Annotated in this window: 19 protein-coding genes and 1 other RNA gene; 15 read left to right on the forward strand and 5 right to left on the reverse strand. The window is 64.9% G+C overall.

What is annotated here, in order from left to right:
* Window positions 1-159: 159 nt before the first annotated feature.
* On the reverse strand, window positions 160-861 hold the full coding sequence (locus tag CRO48_RS13850) for a c-type cytochrome (protein ID WP_097140234.1): 702 nt from the start codon (window positions 859-861) through the stop codon (window positions 160-162).
* A gap of 148 nt (window positions 862-1,009) precedes the next feature.
* On the opposite strand from CRO48_RS13850, the gene CRO48_RS13855 reads away from it, so the two are divergent.
* Window positions 1,010-1,765 (forward strand): 3-deoxy-manno-octulosonate cytidylyltransferase, encoded by a 756-nt coding sequence (locus CRO48_RS13855; protein WP_097140236.1) that lies wholly within the window; start codon window positions 1,010-1,012, stop codon window positions 1,763-1,765.
* Window positions 1,766-1,776: 11 nt separating this feature from the next.
* Window positions 1,777-2,631, forward strand: coding sequence for a prephenate dehydratase (locus tag CRO48_RS13860; protein ID WP_097140518.1), 855 nt, complete (start codon window positions 1,777-1,779; stop codon window positions 2,629-2,631).
* A 101-nt stretch (window positions 2,632-2,732) separates the two neighbouring features.
* Here the strand turns inward: CRO48_RS13860 and nudC are convergent, their stop codons facing one another.
* Together nudC and CRO48_RS13870 are read right to left on the reverse strand one after the other, a co-directional pair.
* Window positions 2,733-3,707: an NAD(+) diphosphatase gene (gene nudC, locus CRO48_RS13865; RefSeq protein WP_097140237.1), complete on the reverse strand. Its 975-nt coding sequence runs from the start codon at window positions 3,705-3,707 to the stop codon at window positions 2,733-2,735.
* Entirely contained in the window at window positions 3,704-4,114 is a 411-nt protein-coding gene (locus CRO48_RS13870) for an HIT domain-containing protein (protein WP_097140239.1), read from the reverse strand. Before CRO48_RS13870 ends, nudC begins: the two co-directional genes overlap by 4 nt.
* Window positions 4,115-4,235: 121 nt before the next feature.
* On the opposite strand from CRO48_RS13870, the gene ffs reads away from it, so the two are divergent.
* The 3 genes from ffs (at window position 4,236) to CRO48_RS13885 (ending at window position 6,608) form a co-directional block, all read left to right on the forward strand.
* Window positions 4,236-4,333: signal recognition particle sRNA small type (gene ffs, locus CRO48_RS13875), an RNA gene on the forward strand.
* Window positions 4,334-4,384: 51 nt separating this feature from the next.
* Window positions 4,385-6,250: a DNA polymerase III subunit gamma/tau gene (locus CRO48_RS13880; protein WP_097140241.1), complete on the forward strand. Its 1,866-nt coding sequence runs from the start codon at window positions 4,385-4,387 to the stop codon at window positions 6,248-6,250.
* A 34-nt stretch (window positions 6,251-6,284) separates the two neighbouring features.
* Window positions 6,285-6,608, forward strand: coding sequence for a YbaB/EbfC family nucleoid-associated protein (locus CRO48_RS13885; protein ID WP_097140243.1), 324 nt, complete (start codon window positions 6,285-6,287; stop codon window positions 6,606-6,608).
* Window positions 6,609-6,705: 97 nt separating this feature from the next.
* Here the strand turns inward: CRO48_RS13885 and CRO48_RS13890 are convergent, their stop codons facing one another.
* Window positions 6,706-7,317 (reverse strand): MOSC domain-containing protein, encoded by a 612-nt coding sequence (locus CRO48_RS13890; protein ID WP_097140245.1) that lies wholly within the window; start codon window positions 7,315-7,317, stop codon window positions 6,706-6,708.
* A gap of 61 nt (window positions 7,318-7,378) precedes the next feature.
* Between CRO48_RS13890 and recR the strand changes: the two genes are divergently transcribed.
* Together recR and CRO48_RS13900 are read left to right on the forward strand one after the other, a co-directional pair.
* Complete coding sequence (recR, locus tag CRO48_RS13895) at window positions 7,379-7,984, forward strand: recombination mediator RecR (protein WP_097140248.1); 606 nt, start codon at window positions 7,379-7,381, stop codon at window positions 7,982-7,984.
* 14 nt (window positions 7,985-7,998) lie between these two features.
* On the forward strand, window positions 7,999-9,318 hold the full coding sequence (locus CRO48_RS13900) for a lytic murein transglycosylase (protein WP_097140250.1): 1,320 nt from the start codon (window positions 7,999-8,001) through the stop codon (window positions 9,316-9,318).
* Between the two features lie 98 nt (window positions 9,319-9,416).
* On the opposite strand, the gene CRO48_RS13905 is transcribed toward CRO48_RS13900, so the two are convergent.
* On the reverse strand, window positions 9,417-11,045 hold the full coding sequence (locus CRO48_RS13905; RefSeq protein ID WP_097140252.1) for an MFS transporter: 1,629 nt from the start codon (window positions 11,043-11,045) through the stop codon (window positions 9,417-9,419).
* Window positions 11,046-11,351: 306 nt separating this feature from the next.
* Here CRO48_RS13905 and rimP point away from each other — a divergent pair, with 306 nt between their 5' ends.
* The 8 genes from rimP to rpsO all read left to right on the forward strand — a co-directional run bounded on the left by rimP (window position 11,352) and on the right by rpsO (window position 21,008).
* Window positions 11,352-11,939: a ribosome maturation factor RimP gene (gene rimP / locus CRO48_RS13915; RefSeq protein ID WP_097140256.1), complete on the forward strand. Its 588-nt coding sequence runs from the start codon at window positions 11,352-11,354 to the stop codon at window positions 11,937-11,939.
* A 126-nt stretch (window positions 11,940-12,065) separates the two neighbouring features.
* On the forward strand, window positions 12,066-13,673 hold the full coding sequence (gene nusA, locus CRO48_RS13920) for a transcription termination factor NusA (protein WP_097140258.1): 1,608 nt from the start codon (window positions 12,066-12,068) through the stop codon (window positions 13,671-13,673).
* 137 nt (window positions 13,674-13,810) lie between these two features.
* Window positions 13,811-14,473 carry an RNA-binding protein gene (locus CRO48_RS13925; protein ID WP_245423524.1) on the forward strand — a complete coding sequence of 221 codons (663 nt, stop codon included), beginning with the start codon at window positions 13,811-13,813 and terminating at the stop codon, window positions 14,471-14,473.
* 106 nt (window positions 14,474-14,579) lie between these two features.
* The gene (gene infB / locus CRO48_RS13930; protein ID WP_097140260.1) at window positions 14,580-17,228 is read left to right on the forward strand and encodes a translation initiation factor IF-2; all 2,649 of its coding nucleotides are present in this window, start codon (window positions 14,580-14,582) and stop codon (window positions 17,226-17,228) included.
* Window positions 17,229-17,300: 72 nt separating this feature from the next.
* A complete protein-coding gene (gene rbfA, locus CRO48_RS13935) occupies window positions 17,301-17,702 on the forward strand; it encodes a 30S ribosome-binding factor RbfA (protein WP_097140522.1) in 402 nt (133 codons plus the stop codon).
* Window positions 17,703-17,714: 12 nt separating this feature from the next.
* A complete protein-coding gene (gene truB / locus CRO48_RS13940) occupies window positions 17,715-18,650 on the forward strand; it encodes a tRNA pseudouridine(55) synthase TruB (RefSeq protein ID WP_097140263.1) in 936 nt (311 codons plus the stop codon).
* A gap of 182 nt (window positions 18,651-18,832) precedes the next feature.
* A complete protein-coding gene (locus CRO48_RS13945; RefSeq protein ID WP_097140265.1) occupies window positions 18,833-20,560 on the forward strand; it encodes a sensor histidine kinase in 1,728 nt (575 codons plus the stop codon).
* A gap of 178 nt (window positions 20,561-20,738) precedes the next feature.
* Window positions 20,739-21,008 carry a 30S ribosomal protein S15 gene (gene rpsO / locus CRO48_RS13950; protein WP_097140267.1) on the forward strand — a complete coding sequence of 90 codons (270 nt, stop codon included), beginning with the start codon at window positions 20,739-20,741 and terminating at the stop codon, window positions 21,006-21,008.
* Window positions 21,009-21,111 lie beyond the last annotated feature (103 nt).

Genomic DNA, 21,111 nt, shown 5'->3' on the forward strand with positions numbered 1-21,111 from the left:
GCCGCGGCAATGCTTTCTCCGCGCGGCGCGCAGGGCGCCCAAGGCTGACCGGGCGGCTTTGCCGCTCCGGCAAGCGCGGATATCCGCCGCCCTGCGGCAGAGGCCTCAAACGAAAAACCCGGCCATTGGCCGGGTTTTGAAATCGAGTGTCAGGCAGGATCACTGCGCCGCCGGTGCAGTCTCCGCTGCGGGGGCGGTCTCCGCTGCGGGTGCCGCGCCTTCCGCCGGTGCCGCACCGTCTGCCGTTGCCGCACCTTCTGCTGGTGCCGGGCTTTCGGCGGCGGGTTCAGCCGCAGCGCCTTCTGCAGACGGGCTTGGCAGCGGGGCCGGATTGTCGGAAAGCGAACGCAGGTAGGCGATCAGATTGGCGCGCTCGTCGTCCTTCTTCAGGCCGGCAAAGCCCATCGCCGTCCCGGCAATGTACTTCTTGGGAGCCGCCAGGAAGTGGTTGAGGTGTTCGTAGTCCCAGACCTGCTTGCCGCCCTCGGCGAAGGTCTTCATTGCCGCGGAGTAGCTGAATCCTTCATGCGCGGCGATCGGGCGGTTCACGATGTCCCAGAGATCGGGGCCGACCTTGTTCGGTCCGCCCTTCTCTCCGCTATGACAGGCCTGACACTTCTTGAAAACCGCTTCGCCGGCCGAAGCGTCGGCCGATGCCAGCAGCGTCGCGATCGGGGTCGCTGCCGCCTCGGCACCACCCTCCGCGCCGCCCTCGGTTGTCCCTTCCGCTGCGACGATCGTGAACCCTTCCTTCTCGGGGGCAGCCGAATGGAAGATGCCCTCCGAGGCGATCGACACCGACATCAGCACGAAAATAGTGCCAAGCAGGGCGCCCACGCCCATATTGATATAAGGGTTCATCCTCAGCTCCCACGAAACGGCACTATTATGCCGATAGTCTTGAATTTGCGCGGAACCTATGTCTTTTGCTGCTTCGTTGCAACAGTCATTGTGCGCCCGGCACTGAGACGTTTTGACACTTTTATGCGCGATTTCTGAAGGGCTACGAATGAATTCCCCGAGTTTCGACGAGACGCTTGTCCTGATCCCGGCCCGCATGGCCTCCACCCGCCTTCCGGGCAAGCCGCTGGCCGACATTTGTGGAGCGCCGATGATCGTGCAGGTGGCAAGGCGCGCCGCTGAATCCGGGGCCGGTCGCGTGGTCGTAGCCGTCGATCACCAGGAGACCTTCGACGCGGTGGCAGCGGCAGGCTTCGAGGTGGTGATGACCAGGGTGGAGCACCAGTCCGGCTCCGACCGGATCCACGAAGCGCTGCTGAAGTGCGACCCGGACGGCCGGGCAAGGGTGATTATCAACGTGCAGGGAGATCTCCCGACCATCGATCCGGCAACGATCCGCGCCGCGCTGAACCCGCTTGCCGATCCGGCAACGGACATTGCGACGCTGACGACCGAGATCATCGATGTGGAGGAGAAGACGAATCCGAACGTGGTCAAGGTCGTGGGCTCGCCGATCGGTGAGAACCGGTTGCGCGCGCTTTATTTCACCCGCGCAACCGCCCCGTACGGCAACGGGCCGCTCTATCACCATATCGGCCTCTATGCCTATCGGCGCAAGGCGCTGGAGATGTTCGTCTCTCTGCCGCCCTCGACCCTCGAAAAACGCGAGTCCCTGGAGCAGTTACGGGCGCTCGAGGTTGGCCTTCGCATCGACGCCGAGATCGTTGACACCGTTCCGCTCGGTGTCGATACTCCCGCCGATCTCGAAAAGGCCCGCAGGCTGCTTGCGGCCGCGCCCCTCTGATGGACCGTCCCATGATACAGAAGAACAACAGGATCGCCTTCCAGGGCGAGTTCGGCGCGAACTCCGACATGGCCTGCCGGGACATGTTCCCGCAGATGGAGCCGCTGCCCTGCCAGACCTTCGAGGAAGCCTTCCTTGCGGTCGAGAACGGCGATGCCGATCTCGCCATGATTCCGATCGAGAACACGCTCGCGGGGCGGGTCGCCGACATCCATCATCTGCTGCCGGAATCGCGACTGCACATCGTCGGCGAATACTTCATGCCGATCCGCTTCCAGCTGATGGTGCTGCCGGGCGTGACGAAGGACGAGGTCCGCACGGTGCACAGCCACATCCACGCGCTCGGCCAGTGCCGGCGGATCGTGCGCATGAACGGCTGGAAGCCTGTGATCGCAGGCGATACGGCGGGTGCGGCAAAGCTCGTCGCCGAGAAGGGAGACCGCAGCATGGCGGCGCTCGCGCCGCGGCTGGCTGCCGATCTCTACGGCCTGGAAATCATCGCGGAGAACGTCGAGGATTCCGAAAGCAACGTCACCCGCTTCGTCGTGCTTGCGCGCGAAGCCGACGTGCCGGCGCGTGCCAAGCCAGACGAGGTGATCGTCACGACTTTCGTCTTCAATGTGCGTAACATCCCCGCCGCGCTCTACAAGGCGCTGGGCGGCTTTGCGACGAACGGCATCAACATGACGAAGCTGGAAAGCTACCAGATCGGCGGCAAGTTCTTTGCCACGCAGTTCTATGCCGATATCGAGGGGCACCCGGACGACGCCAACCTGCGGCGCGCGCTGGAGGAGCTGCGGTTCTTCTCCGAGAAGGTTCGCATCCTCGGCAGCTACCGCGCCCACCCGATGCGCCTCAGCATGTGAGGCGCCCCCGGCTCGTTCAGGCGAGCCGGCTCAGGCGAAGGTCGTTCAGGTTGGCCACTTCAGGCGGGCCACTTCAGGCGGGACTGTGCAGGTGGGTCCGCTCAGGTGGGCCAGTCCAGCCAGTCGCGCATCAGCAGGTGTGCGATCGCGCCCTTCGGCGGCGAGGTGGTCGCCCCGGTCACGGGATCGGTGCTCGCCGTCCGCGCCAGCATTGCCGCAGTCTCCTCCCGCGTGAACCAGCGGCAATCTTCCAGTTCTTGTTCGTCGCGATGAATGTCGAAGGATTTCGCTTCGCCGTAGCAGCCGATCATCAGCGAGTGCGGCATGGGCCAGGGCTGGGAGGCGTGGTAGCGCACCCGTCCGAGGCGGATGCCTGATTCCTCCAGCGTCTCGCGCCGAACGGCATGCTCGATCGTTTCGCCCGGCTCGACGAAGCCGGCAAGGCACGAATACATCCCTTCAGGAAAATGCGGCGAGCGGCCGAGCAGGCAGCGATCACGCTCGGCATCGATCGCCAGCATGATGACGACCGGATCCGTGCGCGGGAAAGTCTGGTGCCCGCAGGCGTTGCACACCCGCCGGTAGCCGCCGATCTCCATGCGGGTCGGAGAACCGCATCTGCCGCAGAAGCGGCTGTTGCCGTTCCACGTCAGAAGCGCGGAAGCCTGGGCGAATTGTCCGAGCAGGTCGTCGTCCAGCATCTGCTGGCGGTAAAGCGTGCGGCCGTCGGAGGCCCTGAGCGGCTCGTGCAGCGTGTCGGGATCGGCGCGGACGGGAATGGCGAGCCGGGGCTCGCCGTTCTTCAGATAGCCCAGCAGGATGGCTTCGTCGACGATCGGATCGAGCCCCGCCAGTTCGTAGGGTGCAAAGAGCGGATCGATGATCTTCTCGTCATGCTTGACGACGAGCTTGCCGGCGGCCAGCACAAATGCGTGCACGCCTTCGGTGTCGAGCGCGCGCGCCACACAGTCTTCAGCGCGGTACTCCGAACGCCGGTCGAGGCTGTTCTCGGCGAAGGCGACCATGGTGCTGGGTTCGGCGTGCGGCAGGTGCAGGTCGAAAATCGAGGATTTCATGAGTTCAGATGTTCCAGCAGTGTCTTGGTGAAGATGGCCTTCCTCTCGTCCGCCCAGGTTTCGGCCGCGCCGAAGCCCCAGACCGGGCCGGGCCAGTTCGGGTCGCCCTCGCTGCGCGCAATCACATGGACGTGTAGCTGACGGACGATGTTACCCAGCGCGCCGACATTGATCTTGGTGGCGCCGGTCGCCCGCTTCAGGGCATCCGCCACCAGGTTGATCTCAAAGGTCAGCATCGTCTGGTCGAGCGGCGTGAGGTCGAAGATCTCGCAGGCGTCGGCGCGCTGGGGCACGAGCACGAGCCAGGGCCAGCGTGCGTCCTTCATCAGGCGCAGTTCGCAAAGCCCGATCTGTGTCAGAAGCTCGCTGTCTCGACCAAGCCGCTCGTCCACCTCGAATGCGTTCAAATCCGTCGCTCCCGTCTTTGCTCCGTGCCCCGTTGAGTCATGCCACGCCTTCGCCCCCGCACCAATAGTTTTTTGGCGTGCCGGCTTGCATTCTGGCCCAAGATTGCCGATATGGAGGTCGGGAGGTTGGTGGTGGACGAGCCACTCGCCAACCGGGTCAGGTCCGGAAGGAAGCAGCCCTAACGAGCCCCGGCACGGGTCATCGTGCCAGCCTCCCACCCAACGTCCTGTCCTGTCGGGACGCCATTTTCAAGCGATGCGGCAGGGGCGATGAGCGACGACACTCCACTTCCGTCAGGTGAGAAACCCGCCGCATACCGGGTTCTGGCGCGCAAGTACCGCCCCAAGGATTTCACGGACCTGATGGTCGGTCAGGAGCCGATGGTCCGCACACTGACCAACGCCTTTGAAACCGGCCGCATCGCGCAGGCCTATATGCTGACAGGCGTTCGCGGTGTCGGCAAGACGACGACCGCCCGCATCCTGGCCCGCGCGCTGAACTACAAGACCGCCGAGATCGACCGCCCCACCATCGACCTGAGGGTGCCGGGCGAGCATTGCCAGGCGATCATGGAAGGCCGGCATGTCGATGTGATCGAGATGGATGCCGCCTCGCACACCGGCATCGACGACATTCGCGAGATCATCGAGCAGGTGCGCTACCGCCCGGTCTCGGCGCGCTACAAGGTCTACATCATCGACGAAGTGCACATGCTTTCGACGCAGGCCTTCAACGGCCTGCTGAAGACGCTCGAGGAGCCGCCGGAGCATGTGAAGTTCATCTTCGCCACGACGGAAATCCGTAAGGTGCCGATTACGGTGCTATCGCGCTGCCAGCGTTTCGACCTGCGCCGCATCGCCGCCACCGATCTCGTCGGGCTTTTCGGCACCATCCTCGGAAAGGAAGGCGTGCAGGCCGAGCCCGACGCGCTCGCCATGATCGCGCGCGCCGCCGAAGGCTCCGCGCGTGACGGCCTGTCGCTGCTCGACCAGGCGATCGCCCATGGCGGCGGGGTCGTCGAGGCGGCTGCCGTGCGGTCCATGCTGGGCCTTGCCGACCGCGCCCGTATCGTCGATCTCTTCACGCACGTCATCCGCGGCGACGTCGCGGCCGCGCTGGCCGAGTTCCAGGCGCAGTACGAGGCCGGCGCCAGCCCGCCGGTCGTGCTGACGGACCTTGCCGATTTCACCCATCTCGTGACGCGAATGAAATATGTGCCCGATGCGGCAGGCGATCAGTCGCTGAGCGAAATCGAGCGCGTGCGCGGCGCCGAGCTGGCGCAGAGCGTGGCAGTGACCGCGCTGTCGCGCATCTGGCAGATGCTGCTGAAGGGGATACCGGAGACGGAATCCTCCAGCCGCCCCGCCGGGGCGGCGGAAATGGTGCTGATCCGGCTGGCGCATGCGGCCCACCTTCCTTCGCCGGAAGACGCCGCGCGGCGCCTTGCTGAGCTGGCCAACGGCGGCGGCAACGGAAATGGCCAGCGCCCGTCGTCCGGGCCGGCCTATTCCGGCGCCGCGCCCGCGCCCACGTCCGTTTCCGCAGTCTCGCGCAGTGCCGAGCAGCCGAGCATGCGCTCGGGTGGCGGTGCGACCATGCTGCGGGCGGTGCCGGCTGGCGACCAGCAGCCGCAGGCGACGATCCAGCCCTCTCCGCAACCGGCTGAGGCCGCACCGGTGCCGAAGGTGCCGGTCGCCTCGCTTGAGGATATTTCCGAGCTCTGCACGAAGAACCGCGACATCCGCCTTCGGGCGCTGCTTCGCAATTTCGTCCGGCCGGTGAAGTTCGAGCCGGGACGCGCCGAGATCGGCCTTGCGGACGATGCGCCGAAGTCGCTTGTGGGCGACCTGCAGCGCCGCCTGGAGGAATGGACGGGCATCCGCTGGATGGTCATCGTTTCGCGCGAGGCCGGCGGCCTGACGCTGGCCGAAGCCGAAGCCAAGGCGCAGGAGGCGCGTGTCGCCGACGCGCGTCAGGACCCGGACGTGGCAGCCATTCTGCAGCGTTTTCCGGGCGCGAAGATCACCGACGTGCGGATCAAGCCGCCGGAGGTCGAGAACGAGACGGTCGAGGTCGCCGCAGTGGCAGAATCTGCCGAGGGCGATATCCTGCCCGGCGACGACATCGAGTTTTGATGCAATTCAGCGAGAAGAACGGAAGGAGCGGCCGATGCGCGACATCATGGGCATGATGGGCAAGGTCAAGGAAATGCAGGCCAAGATGGAGAAGATGCAGGAGGAAATCGCTGCGCTCTCCGTCGACGGCACGTCCGGCGGTGGTCTCGTCACCGTCACGCTGGACGGCAAGGGCAACCTGCACGGGCTGAAGATCGATCCTTCGCTCTTCAAGGAAGACGATGTCGAGATCCTGGAAGACCTTATCGTGGCCGCTCACAAGGACGCCAAGGACAAGGCCGAGGCGCTGGCCGCTGAAAAGACCAAGGCGCTGACCGCCGGCCTGCCGATCCCGCCGGGCTTCAAGCTGCCGTTCTGATCCCTACCGAAAGGCGGGGCGTCACGTTTCGCCAGCCACTCGCCAGCCGGAGGCGCCGTTGTCACGCAGGCGTGGCAACGTTGATCGCGCCCGCTGGTCAGCCGGTCAGCGCGGCGCGCAGCTTGTCGCTGATGGGCGTTGCCAGATAGCGTGCGCGATCGGCGTCGGACAGGTTCCTGCCGTAAGTTCGCAACAGTTCCGGCATGGTGACGGCCGGGCCTTGGAACGGTGCATATGTCGCTTCGTCCCCGGCCTGGATGATGCCGTCACGCAGTACGCGGCAATAAAATCCCGGTCGGGCTGCATTCATGAAGCGCCTGGCGAAGCCGGGATCGCCCATGCGCACGGCGAGCGTAGCGCAGGGAACGCGCGTCGAAGTCACCTCCAGGAGCGCGCTTTCCGTCTCGAACCGGTCGCCGACGCAGATGCTGCGACTGTCGATGGCCTCGATGACAACATTCTCGCCGAACGTGCCGGGGTGGATGGTGCGGCCGAGTTCGTCAGACCACCAGTCCAGGTCGATCGATCCGAGGCCGTAGATCGCCTGTTCCGGACCGCCGTGATGCCGGCGGTTGCAGATCGCATCCCCGATCAATCCTTCCCGGTCGACCATGATCGGCGCGTCGGACGGCGCCTTGAAAATGCCGGACTTGTAGCTCTTTCCGGGGACCGGGCGGGCGACGCCGGTGCATACGGCAAGGATCTTCATCGATTGTTCCCTGTGTGCGGCATGGATTCCGTTTCTTGAGGATATGGGATAGAAACCGGCCATGGCAAAACGAGTCACCGGACCCGAAATCGAAAAACTCATCCAGCTCCTGGCCAAGGTGCCGGGGCTCGGACCGCGTTCCGCCCGCCGCGCCGCGCTGCATCTGGTCAAGAAGAAGGATCAGCTGCTCGGGCCGCTGGCCGACGCCATGGGCGAGGCACATCGCAAGGTGCGGATCTGTACCTGCTGCGGCAATGTCGACACCGTCGATCCCTGCACGGTCTGCACCGACGAGCGGCGCGACCGCTCGGTCATCATCGTCGTCGAGGACGTCTCCGATCTCTGGGCGCTTGAGCGCGCCGGCGCGATGAACGCCGCCTATCATGTGCTTGGCGGCACGCTTTCTCCGCTGGATGGCGTCGGCCCCGATGATCTCAATATCCGCGGCCTCATCAACCGCGTGTCGGAAGGCGGCGTCCGTGAGCTGATCATCGCCGTCAACGCCACCGTAGAGGGCCAGACCACCGCGCACTACATCACCGACCAGTTGCAGGGGCTGGACATCAAGATCACCCGCCTTGCCCATGGCGTGCCTGTCGGCGGCGAGCTGGACTATCTCGACGAAGGTACCCTGACGGCAGCGCTCAGGGCGCGTACGACGATTTGACCTAAGGAGCGGCGATGCGAACACGCGACCACATCAGGCCTGCAGGCCACCCGCCTCACCCGAGGGCCAAGGCGCCGGCGGCGGGATCGCGGACAGGGAAGGCGCGCGCCGCCGTGCTGGCGCTGCTCGTGGCCGCACTTCCTTTGCCGACCTTCGCCCAGAGCCGGACCGACGTCGAGCGCCAGTTCCAGGCCTGGCTCCAGAAGGACCTCTGGCCGGAGGCCAGCCAGGCCGGCGTGTCGCAGAAGGCATTCGCGGCGGCGTTCCAGGGCATCAGCCTGAACTGGGACCTGCCCGATCTCGTGCCGCCCGGATCCAGGCCGAAGAGGGATCAGAAGCAGAGTCAGGCCGAGTTTTCCTCACCCGGCGCCTATTTCTCCGAGAAGCGACTGCAGGGGCTTGCCGCCAGCGGAAGAACGCTGGCCAAGACCCATGCGGCGACCTTGCGCAAGGTGGAGCAGGCCTATGGCGTCCCCGGCGAGATCGTCCTCGCCGTGTGGGGACGCGAATCGGGCTTCGGCCGCGCCGACATTCCCCATCCGGCGATCGAGGTGCTGGCAACCAAGGCCTTCATGTCGACCCGCAAGGACATGTTCCGTCGCGAACTGATCGCCGCGCTCCATATCGTCGACGGTGGCGACCGTACCCCGGCCCAGCTGAAGGGGTCGTGGGCCGGCGCCATGGGGCAGCCGCAGTTCATGCCGACGAGCTACCTGAAATATGCCGTCGACTTCGACGGCGACGGTGTGCGCGACATCTGGAATTCCGTGCCGGACAGCCTTGCCTCCATCGCCAACTACCTGCGCCAGAAGGGTTGGGAGCAGGGCCGCAGCTGGGGATTTGAGGTACGCATCCCCGATGGCGTTTCCTGCGCCCAGGAAGGGCCGGACCTGGCAAAGCCGATCAGCCAGTGGTCGGCCGCCGGCATCGAGCGGGTGTCCGGCAAGCCGTTCGCCCGCAGTGAGGCCGGCGCCTCCGGCATGATGCTGGTCCCGGCTGGCACCCACGGCCCGGAATTCATCGTCACGCCCAACTTCTACGTGATCAAGGAGTACAACAATTCCGACCTCTATGCGCTCTACATCGGCAATCTCGCCGATCGGATCGCCTATGGCAGCGGATCGTTCACTGGCGCGTGGGGCGATGTGGGCAAGATGCTGCGCTCGGACGTGCTTTCGATGCAGAAGGCACTGGTCGCCAAGGGCTACGACGTCGGCAAGGTTGACGGATTGCCCGGCTACAAGACCCGACGCTCTCTCGGTGCCTGGCAGGCAAAAGCCGGGCTACAGCCGACCTGCTATCCCGACGCGTCCCTGAAGACGAAGCTGCGCTGAACCGTCCGGCTTCCTGTTCTCGCGCCGTGCAGTCTGAAGACTAAGCTGAAAGCCGCTTTGGAGCGAGGAATGGTGCGTCGGATCCGGCAGCTCTACTGTCAGTGGTGCATCTCCACCTGCTTGTAACGCTCGTATTCGGTCGGCAGGATCGTCTGCCGTTCGATCATCCGGTGGACCCGCGGCGGCTCGTCGCCCCGATGCAGCGCGCGAAGAAGATCGCCGTTCTCGGCATCGGCCTGCGTGCGCCGCTGGTTGTGGCGGACATATTCGATCCATGTCGGCACGTGGTACGTCTCGGTCCAGACGGTCGGATTTTCGAGATCGCGCATCAGCGTCCATTGCCCCGCGCCATCCCGGATGCGAATGCGCCGCCGTTCCGTCATGGCCGTCAGGAAGGCCTGGATGTCCTCTTCCGCGATCTCGTAGTCGATGAGGACGACGATGGGACCGCTGCGGGGCTTCAGGTCGAGCGGCAGATCCGGCTCGCTGAAGCGGTTGAGCGGATCGAGGTTGAGCGATTCGAACTGCGGCAGACCATAGCGCAGCCCGAGCGCGCCGCCGACGAGCATGGCGGCGGCCGCCCAGAGGAGCGCGTTAGTGGCACCCTGTCCGTCTGCCACCGCACCCCAGAGCCAGCTGCCAGCCGCGATGCCGCCGAAGGTGGTGGTCTGGTACAGCGACAGCGCGCGGGCGACGACCCAGCGTGGCGTCGAAAGCTGCACGGTCGTGTTGAAGAGCGACAGCGCCAGCACCCAGCAGGAGCCTGCGATAAACAGTGCGGGTCCCGTGATCACGGCGTAGCTGCTGGTGGCCGTGATCGTCGCGCTTGCCGCAAAGCCTGCGAAGGCGAAGCGTACGATCGCTTCGCTGGTAAAGCGCTCGCGCGCCCAGGCGCTGGTCAGCGCTCCGCCGATCGCGCCGACGCCGAAGCAGCCGAGCAGGATGCCGTATGTCAGAGGTCCGCCGGCGACCAGATCGCGGGCGACCAGCGGCAGCAGCGCCAGGATGGCGCTGCTCGAAAGGCCGAAGGCGAAGCCGCGCAACAGCACCTTGCCGATGTTGGGCGACATGGACACGTAGCGCAGTCCGGCGGAGATCGCCCGGCCGAACGTCTCTCGCGGAAGCGGATTTTCCGGCACCACCGGCTTCCAGCGCAACAGCGCGAAGATGAGGGCGAAATAGCTGCAGGCATTGGCGGCAAAGGCCGCTGCCGCACCGGCTGCCGCCACGATTGCGCCGCCGACGGCCGGGCCGACGCTTCGGGTGATGTTGAAGCCCATCGAGTTCAGCGCCACGGCGGCCGGAAGATCCTCGCGCGGTACCATATCGCCGACGGAGGCCTGCCATGCCGGGTTGTTGAGGGCCGTCCCGCAGCCGATCAGGAAGGTGAAGAACAGCAAAAGCCACGGCGTGATCAGTCCCCACCAGGCACAGAGCGTCAGCGTCAGCGACACGACAAGCATGAAGAACTGCGCCGTCAGCATGATGCGGCGACGGTCGAAACTGTCGGCAAGGGCCCCGGAAATCAGCGAAAACAGCATGATCGGCAGCGAGGTCGAGGCCTGCACCAGCGCCACCATGTTGGCCGAGCTGGAGATGGACGCCATCATCCAGGCGGCCCCGACCGACTGCACCAAGCCGCCGAAGTTGGAGACCAGGCTCGCCGCCCAGATGAGCCGGAAAGTTTTGTGCCTGAAGGGCGCAAGCGGGGATTTGCGGTCGGGCACTGCTCATTCTCACTGTTCTTGTTCGTCGTTGCGCGACAGGATAGCCAGGACGGCGCCTGCGGCAAGATGAACCATGTGCGAACCCTGCAATTTTGACAGCTCGGCGGGCTTCCCGCCGCCCGACCTTGCAATCCGGTCCGATCGCGTATATATCAGGCTCAAATTCTTGATCGGTTTGATGAAGAGTGGGCCCCGCGAGGACCCGCTCTTTTTTATTGCCCCGGTCAGGCGCACACTGGACGACGCCCCGTCGGGCCGCGCGGCTTCGATTGCCGCCGGCGCCTTGCCCGGGTGGAGAAAGCGATTATGACTGAAATTCAGAACGAACCGCGGCTGATCGTTGAGACGGGTCTCGACCGGCGCGTTGCCGACATCATCGAGCCTACGCTCGAACAGTTGGGCTATCGCTTGGTGCGCGTGCGCATGTCGGCGCAGAACGGCCTGACGATGCAGATCATGTGCGAGCGCAACGACGGCACGATGACGGTTGAGGATTGCGAGGCCGTCTCGATGGCCGTCTCGCCGGTCCTCGACGTTGAGGATCCGGTCGACAAGGCGTATCATCTCGAGGTTTCGTCGCCGGGTATCGATCGCCCGATGGTCCGCAAGTCGGATTTCGCGCGTTGGCAGGGTCATCTCGTCAAGTGCGAGACGTCGATCCTCGTCGATGGTCGCAAGCGTTTTCGCGGCAAGATCGTATCCAGCGATGCGGACGGTTTCAAAGTCGAGCGCGATCAGCCGGCCTACGGCGAGGAACCGACCGTGGTGATCCCGTTCTCGGCGCTGGCCGAGGCGAAGCTGATCCTGACCGACGATCTGATCCGTGATGCCCTGCGCGCCGACAAGGCCGCCAAGGCGGAAGCGGCGAACCAGAACGGCGAAGACGAAGAGTGAACAACGAGTGCGCCGCGACCAAAGGGCAGGACCCGGGCAGTTGCGGTGAACAGGACGGAACCGGAGCGGCGCGCCGCTCCCCATGGCCGGCGGAAGCGTCCGGCGTGACAACGGAGACTTGAGACAATGGCAGTCAGTGCTAACCGGCTCGAACTTCTGCAGATCGCGGATGCCGTGGCCCGCGAAAAGGTCATCGATCGCGAAATCGTTCTGGCTGCGATGGCCGACGCCATCCAGAAGGCCGCCCGTTCGCGGTATGGCTCGGAATCGAACATCCGCGCCGACATCAATTCCAAGACCGGCGAGATCCGCCTGCAGCGCCTGCTGGAGGTCGTCGAGCACGCCGAGGACTACTCCACCCAGATCCCTCTGGAACTGGCGCGCGACCGCAACCCGGACGCCAAGCTCGGCGATTTCATCGCCGACCCGCTGCCGCCGATGGATTTCGGCCGTATCGCCGCCCAGTCGGCCAAGCAGGTGATCGTGCAGAAGGTGCGCGAGGCCGAGCGTGACCGTCAGTTCGACGAATACAAGGATCGCGTCGGCGAGATCGTCAACGGCACGGTCAAGCGCGTCGAGTACGGCAACGTCATCGTCGATCTCGGCCGTGGCGAAGGCATCATCCGCCGCGACGAGATGATCCCGCGCGAGAACATGCGCTACGGCGATCGCGTTCGGGCCTTCGTTTACGACGTCCGTCGCGAGCAGCGCGGCCCGCAGATTTTCCTGTCGCGCACCCATCCGCAGTTCATGGTGAAGCTGTTCACTATGGAAGTTCCGGAAATCTACGACGGCATCATCCAGATCAAGTCGGTTGCGCGTGACCCGGGTTCGCGCGCCAAGATCGCCGTCATCTCCAACGACAGCTCCATCGATCCGGTCGGCGCCTGCGTCGGTATGCGCGGTTCGCGCGTCCAGGCCGTCGTCGGCGAGCTGCAGGGCGAGAAGATCGATATCATTCCGTGGTCGCAGGACCCCGCTTCCTTCATCGTCAACGCCCTTCAGCCGGCCGAAGTCGCCAAGGTCGTTCTCGACGAGGACGCCGAGCGCATCGAAGTGGTCGTTCCGGATGAGCAGCTGTCGCTTGCGATCGGTCGCCGCGGCCAGAACGTGCGTCTCGCCTCGCAGCTGACCGGCTGGGACATCGACATTCTCACCGAGCAGGAAGAAAGCGAACGTCGCCAGAAGGAATTCAACGAGCGGACCAATCTCTTCATGGATGCACTCGATGTCGACGAGATGGTCGGCCAGGTGCTCGCATCCGAAGGCTTTGCCGCCGTCGAGGAACTGGCTTACGTCGATCTCGACGAAATCGCCTCGATCGATGGCTTCGACGAGGACACGGCGACCGAGATCCAGACCCGCGCCCGCGAATATCTCGACCGCCTCGAGGCGGAACTGGACGCCAAGCGCAAGGAACTCGGCGTTGCCGACGAACTGCGCCAGATCGACGGCCTGACATCGCAGATGCTGGTCGCGCTCGGCGAGGACGGGATCAAGACCGTCGAGGACTTCGCCGGTTGCGCCGCGGACGATCTCGTAGGCTGGTCGGAGCGCAAGGACGGCGAGACGAAGAAGTTCGAGGGTCTGTTCTCGAAGTTTGACGTTTCGCGCGCCGAAGCCGAGGCGATGATCGTTCAGGCTCGCCTGGCCGCCGGCTGGATCACCGAGGCCGATCTCGCCGCCGAGGACGCCCCGGTCGAAGTTGTCGAAGGTGCGGAGCAGGACGCCTGAGCGGCATCCCTCTCAATAGCGGTTCCGGCAGCGGCGTTTGATCGCCGCTCCCGGTATCGCAGGGACGAAGATGATGGAGCGTTTCCGGCTCTGCGAGAGGCGGAAATGAGACTGGAACGCAGCAGCCGGAGAAGCCGTTGCCCGAGAGCAGAAAGAAGGACGACGGCGAAAACGGCCGCATGTGCATCGTGACCCGCGAGAGCGGCGATCCCGATGCGCTGATCCGCTTCGTCGCCGGTCCCGACGGCAGTGTCGTCGCTGATCTGAAGCGGCAGCTGCCGGGACGCGGCTGCTGGGTGAAGGCCGAGCGTTCGCTGGTCGAGAAGGCGGTGGCGAAGAAGCTGTTCGCACGCGCGCTGAAGGCCGAGGTGAAGGCTTCGGCGGACCTCGCTGCCGAGGTCGACCGGCTTTTGATGGGGCAGCTGGCGGGGATGATGAACCTTGCCCGCAAGGCCGGTCAGTTCGTCACCGGCGGCGCCAATGTCGACAAGGCGGTGCGCAGCGGGGCGGCGCTGGCGGTGTTCCACGCCACCGATGCGGCTGCCGACGGCGTCAGGAAGATAGATCAGGCGCGGAGGGCATACATGTTCGCCGCTGACGAGGAAAGCGAAATTCCTTCCTACCGCCTGCTTTCGCAGGGCGAAATGGAAGGGCTTTTGGGCCAGAATGCTTTTATCCATGCTTGCGCGCTTGCAGGGCAGGCGGGTGAGGGTGTAGTGAAGCGCGCAATCATGCTCGAAATGTACCGTGGCGATGGCTCGGGTCGGGCGCAGGGCGACGCTCGCCAGCCAAAGCGATGACGCGGGTGACCGGCCGAAACCGGCATCAAGCGCGTCGGGCGACAGGAATTGAACGACAGGGTCTGGTGTTGCGCATCCGGCTCTGATCCAACGGAACGGATACGGAATGACCGACAACAAAGACGACAAGACGATCAGCGTAGCGGGCAAGAAGACGCTGACCCTGAAACCCTCGGGGGTTCAGCAGGGTACAGTGCGTCAGGACATGGGCCGTGGCCGCACGAAGGCCGTCGTGGTCGAGACCCGCAAGCGCCGTCCGTCGCGGCCGGAGGACGAACGTCCGCCGATCCAGCCGGTGACGTCTGCTCCGCGCGTTGCCGAGCAGTCGCCCGTGCGCCAGCAGCCGGTTTCGGCGCCCCCGCCGCGCCAGGAGCCGCAGCGGCCGCGTGTAGGCGTCGTGCTGAACCAGCTTTCTCCGGATGAGATTGAGGCTCGCCGCAGGGCGCTCGCCGATGCGCAGGTGCGCGAGGCCGAGGACGCCCGTCGTCGTGCCGAGGAGGAAGCCCGCCGCAAGGTCGAGGAAGAGGCCCGCCGCAAGGCCGAGGAAGAGGCCCGAATTCAGCGCGAAAAGGAAGAAGCCGAGCGCAAGGCCGCGGCCGAAGCGCGCGGCGAACCCGAGGCCGAGCCTGTGGCTGCTGCGGTCGCACGGCAGGAATCAGCGCCCGCTGCTGCACCCCGTCCGGCCGTTGCCCGGCCCGCCGCACCGTCGGCTCCCGCGCCGGCAGGCGCAGTCCGCGGACGCCGTGAGACGGAGCAGGATGACAGCCGCGGCCCCCGCGGTGCCGGCGCGCCCGTGCGCGGCAAGGTCACGCGTCCCGAGCCGGCAAAGGTTCCGGCTCGTCCGAAGGGCGACGAAGGCCGCCGCCAGGGCAAGCTGACGCTGACGACTGCTTCATCCGACGAAGACGGCTCGACGCGCGGTCGCTCGATGGCTGCGATGCGCCGCCGTCAGGAGAAGTTCAAGCGCTCCATGATGCAGGAAACGCGTGAAAAGATTTCGCGCGAAGTCGTGTTGCCCGAGACCATCACCATTCAGGAGCTGTCGCAGCGCATGTCCGAGCGCGCCGTGGACGTCATCAAGTTCCTGATGAAGGAAGGCCAGATGATGAAGCCGGGCGATCTGATCGACGCCGATCTGGCTGAACTCATCGCCGGCGAATTCGGCCACACCGTCAAGCGTGTGTCGGAATCCGATGTCGAAGAAGGCATCTTCAACGTTGCCGACGAAGAGGCCGAGCTGCAGCCGCGTCCGCCGATCGTCACGATCATGGGCCACGTCGACCACGGCAAGACCTCGCTGCTCGACGCGATCCGCCATGCCAACGTCGTCGCCGGCGAAGCCGGTGGCATCACCCAGCACATCGGCGCCTACCAGGTCGAACACGACGGCAACAAGATCACCTTCATCGACACGCCCGGTCACGCCGCGTTTACGGCGATGCGTGCCCGCGGTGCGCAGGCGACCGACATCGCGATCCTCGTGGTCGCGGCCGACGACAGCGTCATGCCGCAGACGATCGAGTCCATCAACCATGCCAAGGCTGCGGGCGTTCCGATCATCGTGGCGATCAACAAGATCGACAAGCCGACCGCCGACGCCCAGCGCGTTCGCACGCAGCTCCTCCAGCACGAGGTGTTCGTCGAATCCATGGGCGGCGAGGTGCTCGACGTCGAGGTATCGGCGAAGAACGGCACCAACCTCGACAAGCTGCTCGAGGCGATCCTGCTGCAGTCGGAAATCCTCGATCTCAAGGCCAATCCGAACCGGACCGCCGAAGGCGTCGTCGTCGAGGCCGAACTCGACCGTGGTCGCGGTGCGGTTGCCACCGTCCTCGTCCAGAAGGGCACGCTGACGCCCGGCCAGATCATCGTCGCCGGCGACCAGTGGGGCCGCGTGCGCGCGCTTGTTACCGACAAGGGCGAGCATGTTAAGTCCGCAGGCCCGTCCCTGCCGGTCGAGGTTCTCGGTCTTTCGGGCACGCCGGCTGCGGGCGACAAGTTCGCCGTCGTCGAGAACGAAAGCCGCGCCCGCGAGATCTCCGAGTACCGCCAGCGCCTCGCCCGCGAGAAGCAGGTGGCCCGCCAGTCCGGCTCGCGCGGCTCGCTCGAGCAGATGATGACCCAGCTCCAGACCTCCGGCATGAAGGAGTTCCCGCTGGTCATCAAGGGCGACGTGCAGGGTTCGATTGAAGCGATCGCCGGTGCGCTGGAAAAGCTCGGAACGGACGAAGTCCGTGCCCGCATCGTCCATTCTGGGGCAGGCGGCATCACCGAGTCCGACATCTCGTTGGCGGAAGCCTCGAATGCCGCGATCATCGGCTTCAACGTCCGTGCCAATTCGCAGGCCCGCAGCCTCGCCGAGCGCCAGGGTATCGAAATCCGCTACTACAACATCATCTACGATCTGGTGGATGACGTGAAGGCGGCTATGTCGGGCCTGCTGTCGCCGGAACGGCGCGAGACCTTCCTCGGCAATGCCGAGATCCTGGAGGTGTTCAACATCACCAAGGTCGGCAAGGTTGCGGGTTGCCGCGTCACGGAAGGCAAGGTCGAGCGTGGGGCGGGCGTCCGCCTGGTTCGCGACAACGTCGTCATCCACGAAGGCAAGCTCAAGACGCTCAAGCGCTTCAAGGACGAAGTCTCCGAAGTCCAGTCCGGCCAGGAATGCGGCATGGCTTTCGAGAACTACGAGGACATCCGCGCAGGCGACACGATCGAGTGCTTCCGCGTGGAGCATGTTACGCGCACGCTGTAACGGCTCGATCAGGCAGTTGTCATGCGGGCGCCGGAGGGTTTCGGCGCTCGCATTTTTTTGAAGGTAACGACAATGACCAGAGCAACGTCCTCCGCGCCCTCGCAGCGAATGCTGCGCGTCGGCGAACAGGTTCGCGCTGCGATCACCCAGGTACTGCAGCGCGGCGAAGTGCGCGATCCGTTGATCGAGAAGACCGTCATTTCCATTTCGGAAGTGCGCATGTCACCCGATCTGAAGCATGCGACGGCTTATGTGACGCCGCTCGGCGTTCCCGACCACGCAGCCGTCATCGATGCGCTGAACCGCAACGCCAAGTTCATCCGCGGCCGGCTCGGCCCGCAGCTCAGGCAGATGAAGTACATGCCCGACGTGCGCTTCCGCGATGACACGAGCTTCGACAACTACAAGAAGATCGATGAGCTTTTGCGCTCCCCCGAGGTTGCACGCGACCTCGACGAAACCGGCGAAGAATAAATAGAAGAAACGATGTCCAGACCCCGCAAACCGAAAGGCCGCCCGATTTCGGGCTGGCTGATTCTCGACAAGCCGTTCGACTTCGGCTCCACCGAGGCCGTCTCCAAGATCAAGTGGCTGTTCAAGGCGCAGAAGGCCGGGCATGCCGGCACGCTCGATCCGCTCGCCTCCGGCATGCTGCCGATCGCGCTTGGCGATGCGACGAAGACCGTTCCCTACGTCATGGACGGACGCAAGATCTACGAGTTCACTGTCACCTGGGGCGAAGAGCGGGCTACCGACGATCTCGAAGGCGACGTGACGCGGTCGTCGGAGATCCGTCCCGTGCCCGAGGCCATCAAGGCCCTGCTGCCCGGCTACACCGGCGTCATCCAGCAGGTGCCGCCGCAGTTCTCGGCGATCAAGATTGACGGCGAGCGCGCCTACGACATCGCACGCGATGGCGAGACGGTTGAAATTCCCTCGCGCGAGGTCGAGATCCACCGCCTGACCCTTCTGGGCTGCCCGGATGCGAACACCGCACGGTTCGAGGTGGAGTGCGGCAAGGGCACCTATGTGCGGGCGCTCGCCCGCGACTTCGGCCGCGACCTCGGCTGTTTCGGGCACATTTCCGAGCTGCGGCGCACCTATGTGGCTCCCTTCGGCGAGGACACGATGGTGCCGCTGTCGGCGCTGACGGCGCTGGAAGAGATCGAGGACGAGGCCGAGCGGCTCGCCGCACTGGACGCCTATCTGATCGATACCGGTGAGGCGCTCTCCAGCCTGCCGCAGATCGTTATCAACGACGACCAGGCCCATCGGCTGCGCATGGGCAACCCCATCATCCTGCGCGGTCGCGATGCGCCGGTGTCCGCCGACGAGGCTTACGCCACGGCGCGCGGCAAGCTGGTGGCGATCGGCGAGATCGGCGGGGGGGAGTTCCGTCCCAAGCGTGTGTTCGCCGGCTAAGGAAATCCGGGCTGTCGACGGCTCACGTCGGCGGTGGTTGCTTGCCGATTCGGGCCAAAGCGCCATTGGCGTCTTGATTTCGCAGGCTGTGAAAGGCTCAATAGACCGATGTCGCCATTCGGCGGCGTCGGCCGTGGCGCAGGCCGGCCGTTTGGCGCTCATGGCAGCAGAGGGGCCATCGGTTGATCTCTGAGAAGAAGAAGCCGCAGCAATCGTCCGAAAAGGGTGTCTTCGGCTGGCGCACCCGCTTCCGGCATCCCATCGCCTTCTACCTTGTATCGCTTATCCTGCTGGCGATCGTTCCACCGTTCATATTCTCCGCCGTGCTTCTCAACCGCGCCAACGAGGCGCAGGAGCGTGCGCAGGAATCGCTGCTGCGAACCTCGACGGGCGCCGTGGGGCGTGTCATCGAGCGTGAAATAACGTCGATGCTGTCGACGCTTGCGGTGCTGGCGACCTCCGAGCAGCTGTTGCGCGGCGATTTTCGCGGCCTGCAGGAACAGGCCGAAAAGGCGCTGTCGGGGACCAACGACTACTTGCTCGTGATCGACAGTAATTTCGATCAGCGGCTGAATACCCGTGTGCCCTACGGCACCGACCTTGGTCCGACCTCTGACAAGGACACGGCAAAACGGGCCTTTGAAACCGGCAAGCCCACCGTGTCGCGGCTCTTCTACGGGCAGACCGCGCAGAAATGGGTCTTCAACGTGCACATGCCGGTGACGCTGGCATCCGGGGAGCAGATTCTCCTGACGCTGACGCAGAACGCCGAGGACTTCCTCGGAACCGTGCATCGCGACATGCTTTCGCCCGGATGGAGCGCCGCAGTGCTCGACGATGCCGGCACCGTCATCGTTTCGACGGATCCGGCAGCCACTGTCGGCAAGCCGTTCTTCCTGCAGGTCGTGCCGGCCCTCAGGATAGGGATTGGCGATGCGCGCCACGACAATACGGACTATCAGGTCGTGACCGATTTCTCTGCGCTCACCGGCTGGAAGATCGTCGCCTGGGCGAAGGCCTCGGACGTTCAGGCCCCGGCCAAGTCCTCGTTTCTCTGGCTGGTCTTTGGCGGCGCCGCATTCGCGGGACTGGCCGCCACCGCCGCAATCCTGATTGCCCGTGCCGTTTCCCGCGACGTCAGGCAACTCGCCCGCGACGCGACGCAATTGGGGCTTGGAAAGGACGTTCCGCCGCGCCGGCACGTGATCTCGGAACTCGACACTGTCTCCAAAGCGCTGTCGGAGGCTGCCGATGCCCGGGCGAGAGCGGAAAACGAAGTCCGCTTTCTGATGCGGGAGGTTGCGCATCGCTCGAAGAACCAGTTGACGGTTATTCAGGCCATGCTGAACCAGTCCGCCAACACGGTCGATTCCGCGGCGGTTTTTGCCGAAACCTTCCGCAAGCGCGTGGCGGGTCTCGCGCGTTCGACAGATCTGATGATCGCCCATGCGGCCCAGGGGGTGGAACTGGCCGAGCTCGCCAGAAACCAGCTGAAGCCCTTCATCCCGGACAACGGTGCACGGGTGCGCATAGGCGGGCCATCGGTGCGCGTCGACAGTCAGGCCGCCCAGACGCTTGGCATGGCCCTGCACGAACTGGCGACCAATGCCTCCAAGTATGGCGCGCTGGCGAACGAGCGCGGCATTGTCGACTGCTCCTGGACGATCGAGGACGGGCGGCTGGCTTTCGTCTGGCGCGAGCGCGGCGCAGATATCGACCAGGAACAGATCGCCACGCAGCGAAAGGGCTTCGGCAGTGTCGTTCTGGAGCGGATGCTCGGCATGGCGCTGCAGGCGGAGCTTGAGCGCCACATGAGGCCGGACGGAATTGAATGGCTCGTCTGGATCCCGCTTTCGCAGCTGAAAGGCGAGGGGGATCAGGGATCCGGCGATGCCAGCTCGCCCCCCTGAACGCAATCGCCGGCACCGTGTCGACCCGGCTTTTCGACGGCTCTTCCATTTCGGCATTGAATGGTTTATAGGCAGCGCCAGCATGCGGGACTGTATTCCGCCATGCCTTCATGGCCGTCGCTGGACGACATCCCGGCGACCGGCGTCCCAAGTCCTCCGTTTTCAGAAAGGATATACGATGTCGATCACTGCCGAGCGCAAGGCTGCGCTGATCAAGGAATATGCAACCGCCGAAGGCGACACCGGTTCTCCGGAAGTTCAGGTTGCGATCCTCACCGAGCGCATCAACAACCTGACCGGTCACTTCAAGGACCACAAGAAGGACAACCACTCCCGTCGTGGCCTTCTGACGCTGGTTTCCAGCCGCCGCTCGCTTCTTGACTACCTCAAGAAGAAGGACGAAGCCCGCTACAGCAAGCTGATTGCTGCCCTGGGCATCCGCCGCTAATCACTTCTGGCGGGCGTTCCGTATGGGACGCCCGCCAGCGCTTTTTTGCGGAAGACTTTCCGCAAAATGTTCCGAGACCCGGAACCGAGATATTCCAGCAGGC

It is taken from the genome of Rhizobium subbaraonis (assembly GCF_900220975.1).
Lineage (GTDB): Bacteria > Pseudomonadota > Alphaproteobacteria > Rhizobiales > Rhizobiaceae > Mycoplana > Mycoplana subbaraonis.

Coding starts and splice junctions, on each gene's coding strand:
- CRO48_RS13850 (WP_097140234.1), bottom strand. CDS start 861: ATGAACCCTTATATCAATATGGGCGTGGGCGCCCTGCTTGGCACTATT.
- CRO48_RS13855 (WP_097140236.1), top strand. CDS start 1,010: ATGAATTCCCCGAGTTTCGACGAGACGCTTGTCCTGATCCCGGCCCGC.
- CRO48_RS13860 (WP_097140518.1), top strand. CDS start 1,777: ATGATACAGAAGAACAACAGGATCGCCTTCCAGGGCGAGTTCGGCGCG.
- nudC (WP_097140237.1), bottom strand. CDS start 3,707: ATGAAATCCTCGATTTTCGACCTGCACCTGCCGCACGCCGAACCCAGC.
- CRO48_RS13880 (WP_097140241.1), top strand. CDS start 4,385: ATGAGCGACGACACTCCACTTCCGTCAGGTGAGAAACCCGCCGCATAC.
- CRO48_RS13885 (WP_097140243.1), top strand. CDS start 6,285: ATGCGCGACATCATGGGCATGATGGGCAAGGTCAAGGAAATGCAGGCC.
- CRO48_RS13890 (WP_097140245.1), bottom strand. CDS start 7,317: ATGAAGATCCTTGCCGTATGCACCGGCGTCGCCCGCCCGGTCCCCGGA.
- recR (WP_097140248.1), top strand. CDS start 7,379: ATGGCAAAACGAGTCACCGGACCCGAAATCGAAAAACTCATCCAGCTC.
- CRO48_RS13900 (WP_097140250.1), top strand. CDS start 7,999: ATGCGAACACGCGACCACATCAGGCCTGCAGGCCACCCGCCTCACCCG.
- rimP (WP_097140256.1), top strand. CDS start 11,352: ATGACTGAAATTCAGAACGAACCGCGGCTGATCGTTGAGACGGGTCTC.
- nusA (WP_097140258.1), top strand. CDS start 12,066: ATGGCAGTCAGTGCTAACCGGCTCGAACTTCTGCAGATCGCGGATGCC.
- infB (WP_097140260.1), top strand. CDS start 14,580: ATGACCGACAACAAAGACGACAAGACGATCAGCGTAGCGGGCAAGAAG.
- rbfA (WP_097140522.1), top strand. CDS start 17,301: ATGACCAGAGCAACGTCCTCCGCGCCCTCGCAGCGAATGCTGCGCGTC.
- truB (WP_097140263.1), top strand. CDS start 17,715: ATGTCCAGACCCCGCAAACCGAAAGGCCGCCCGATTTCGGGCTGGCTG.
- rpsO (WP_097140267.1), top strand. CDS start 20,739: ATGTCGATCACTGCCGAGCGCAAGGCTGCGCTGATCAAGGAATATGCA.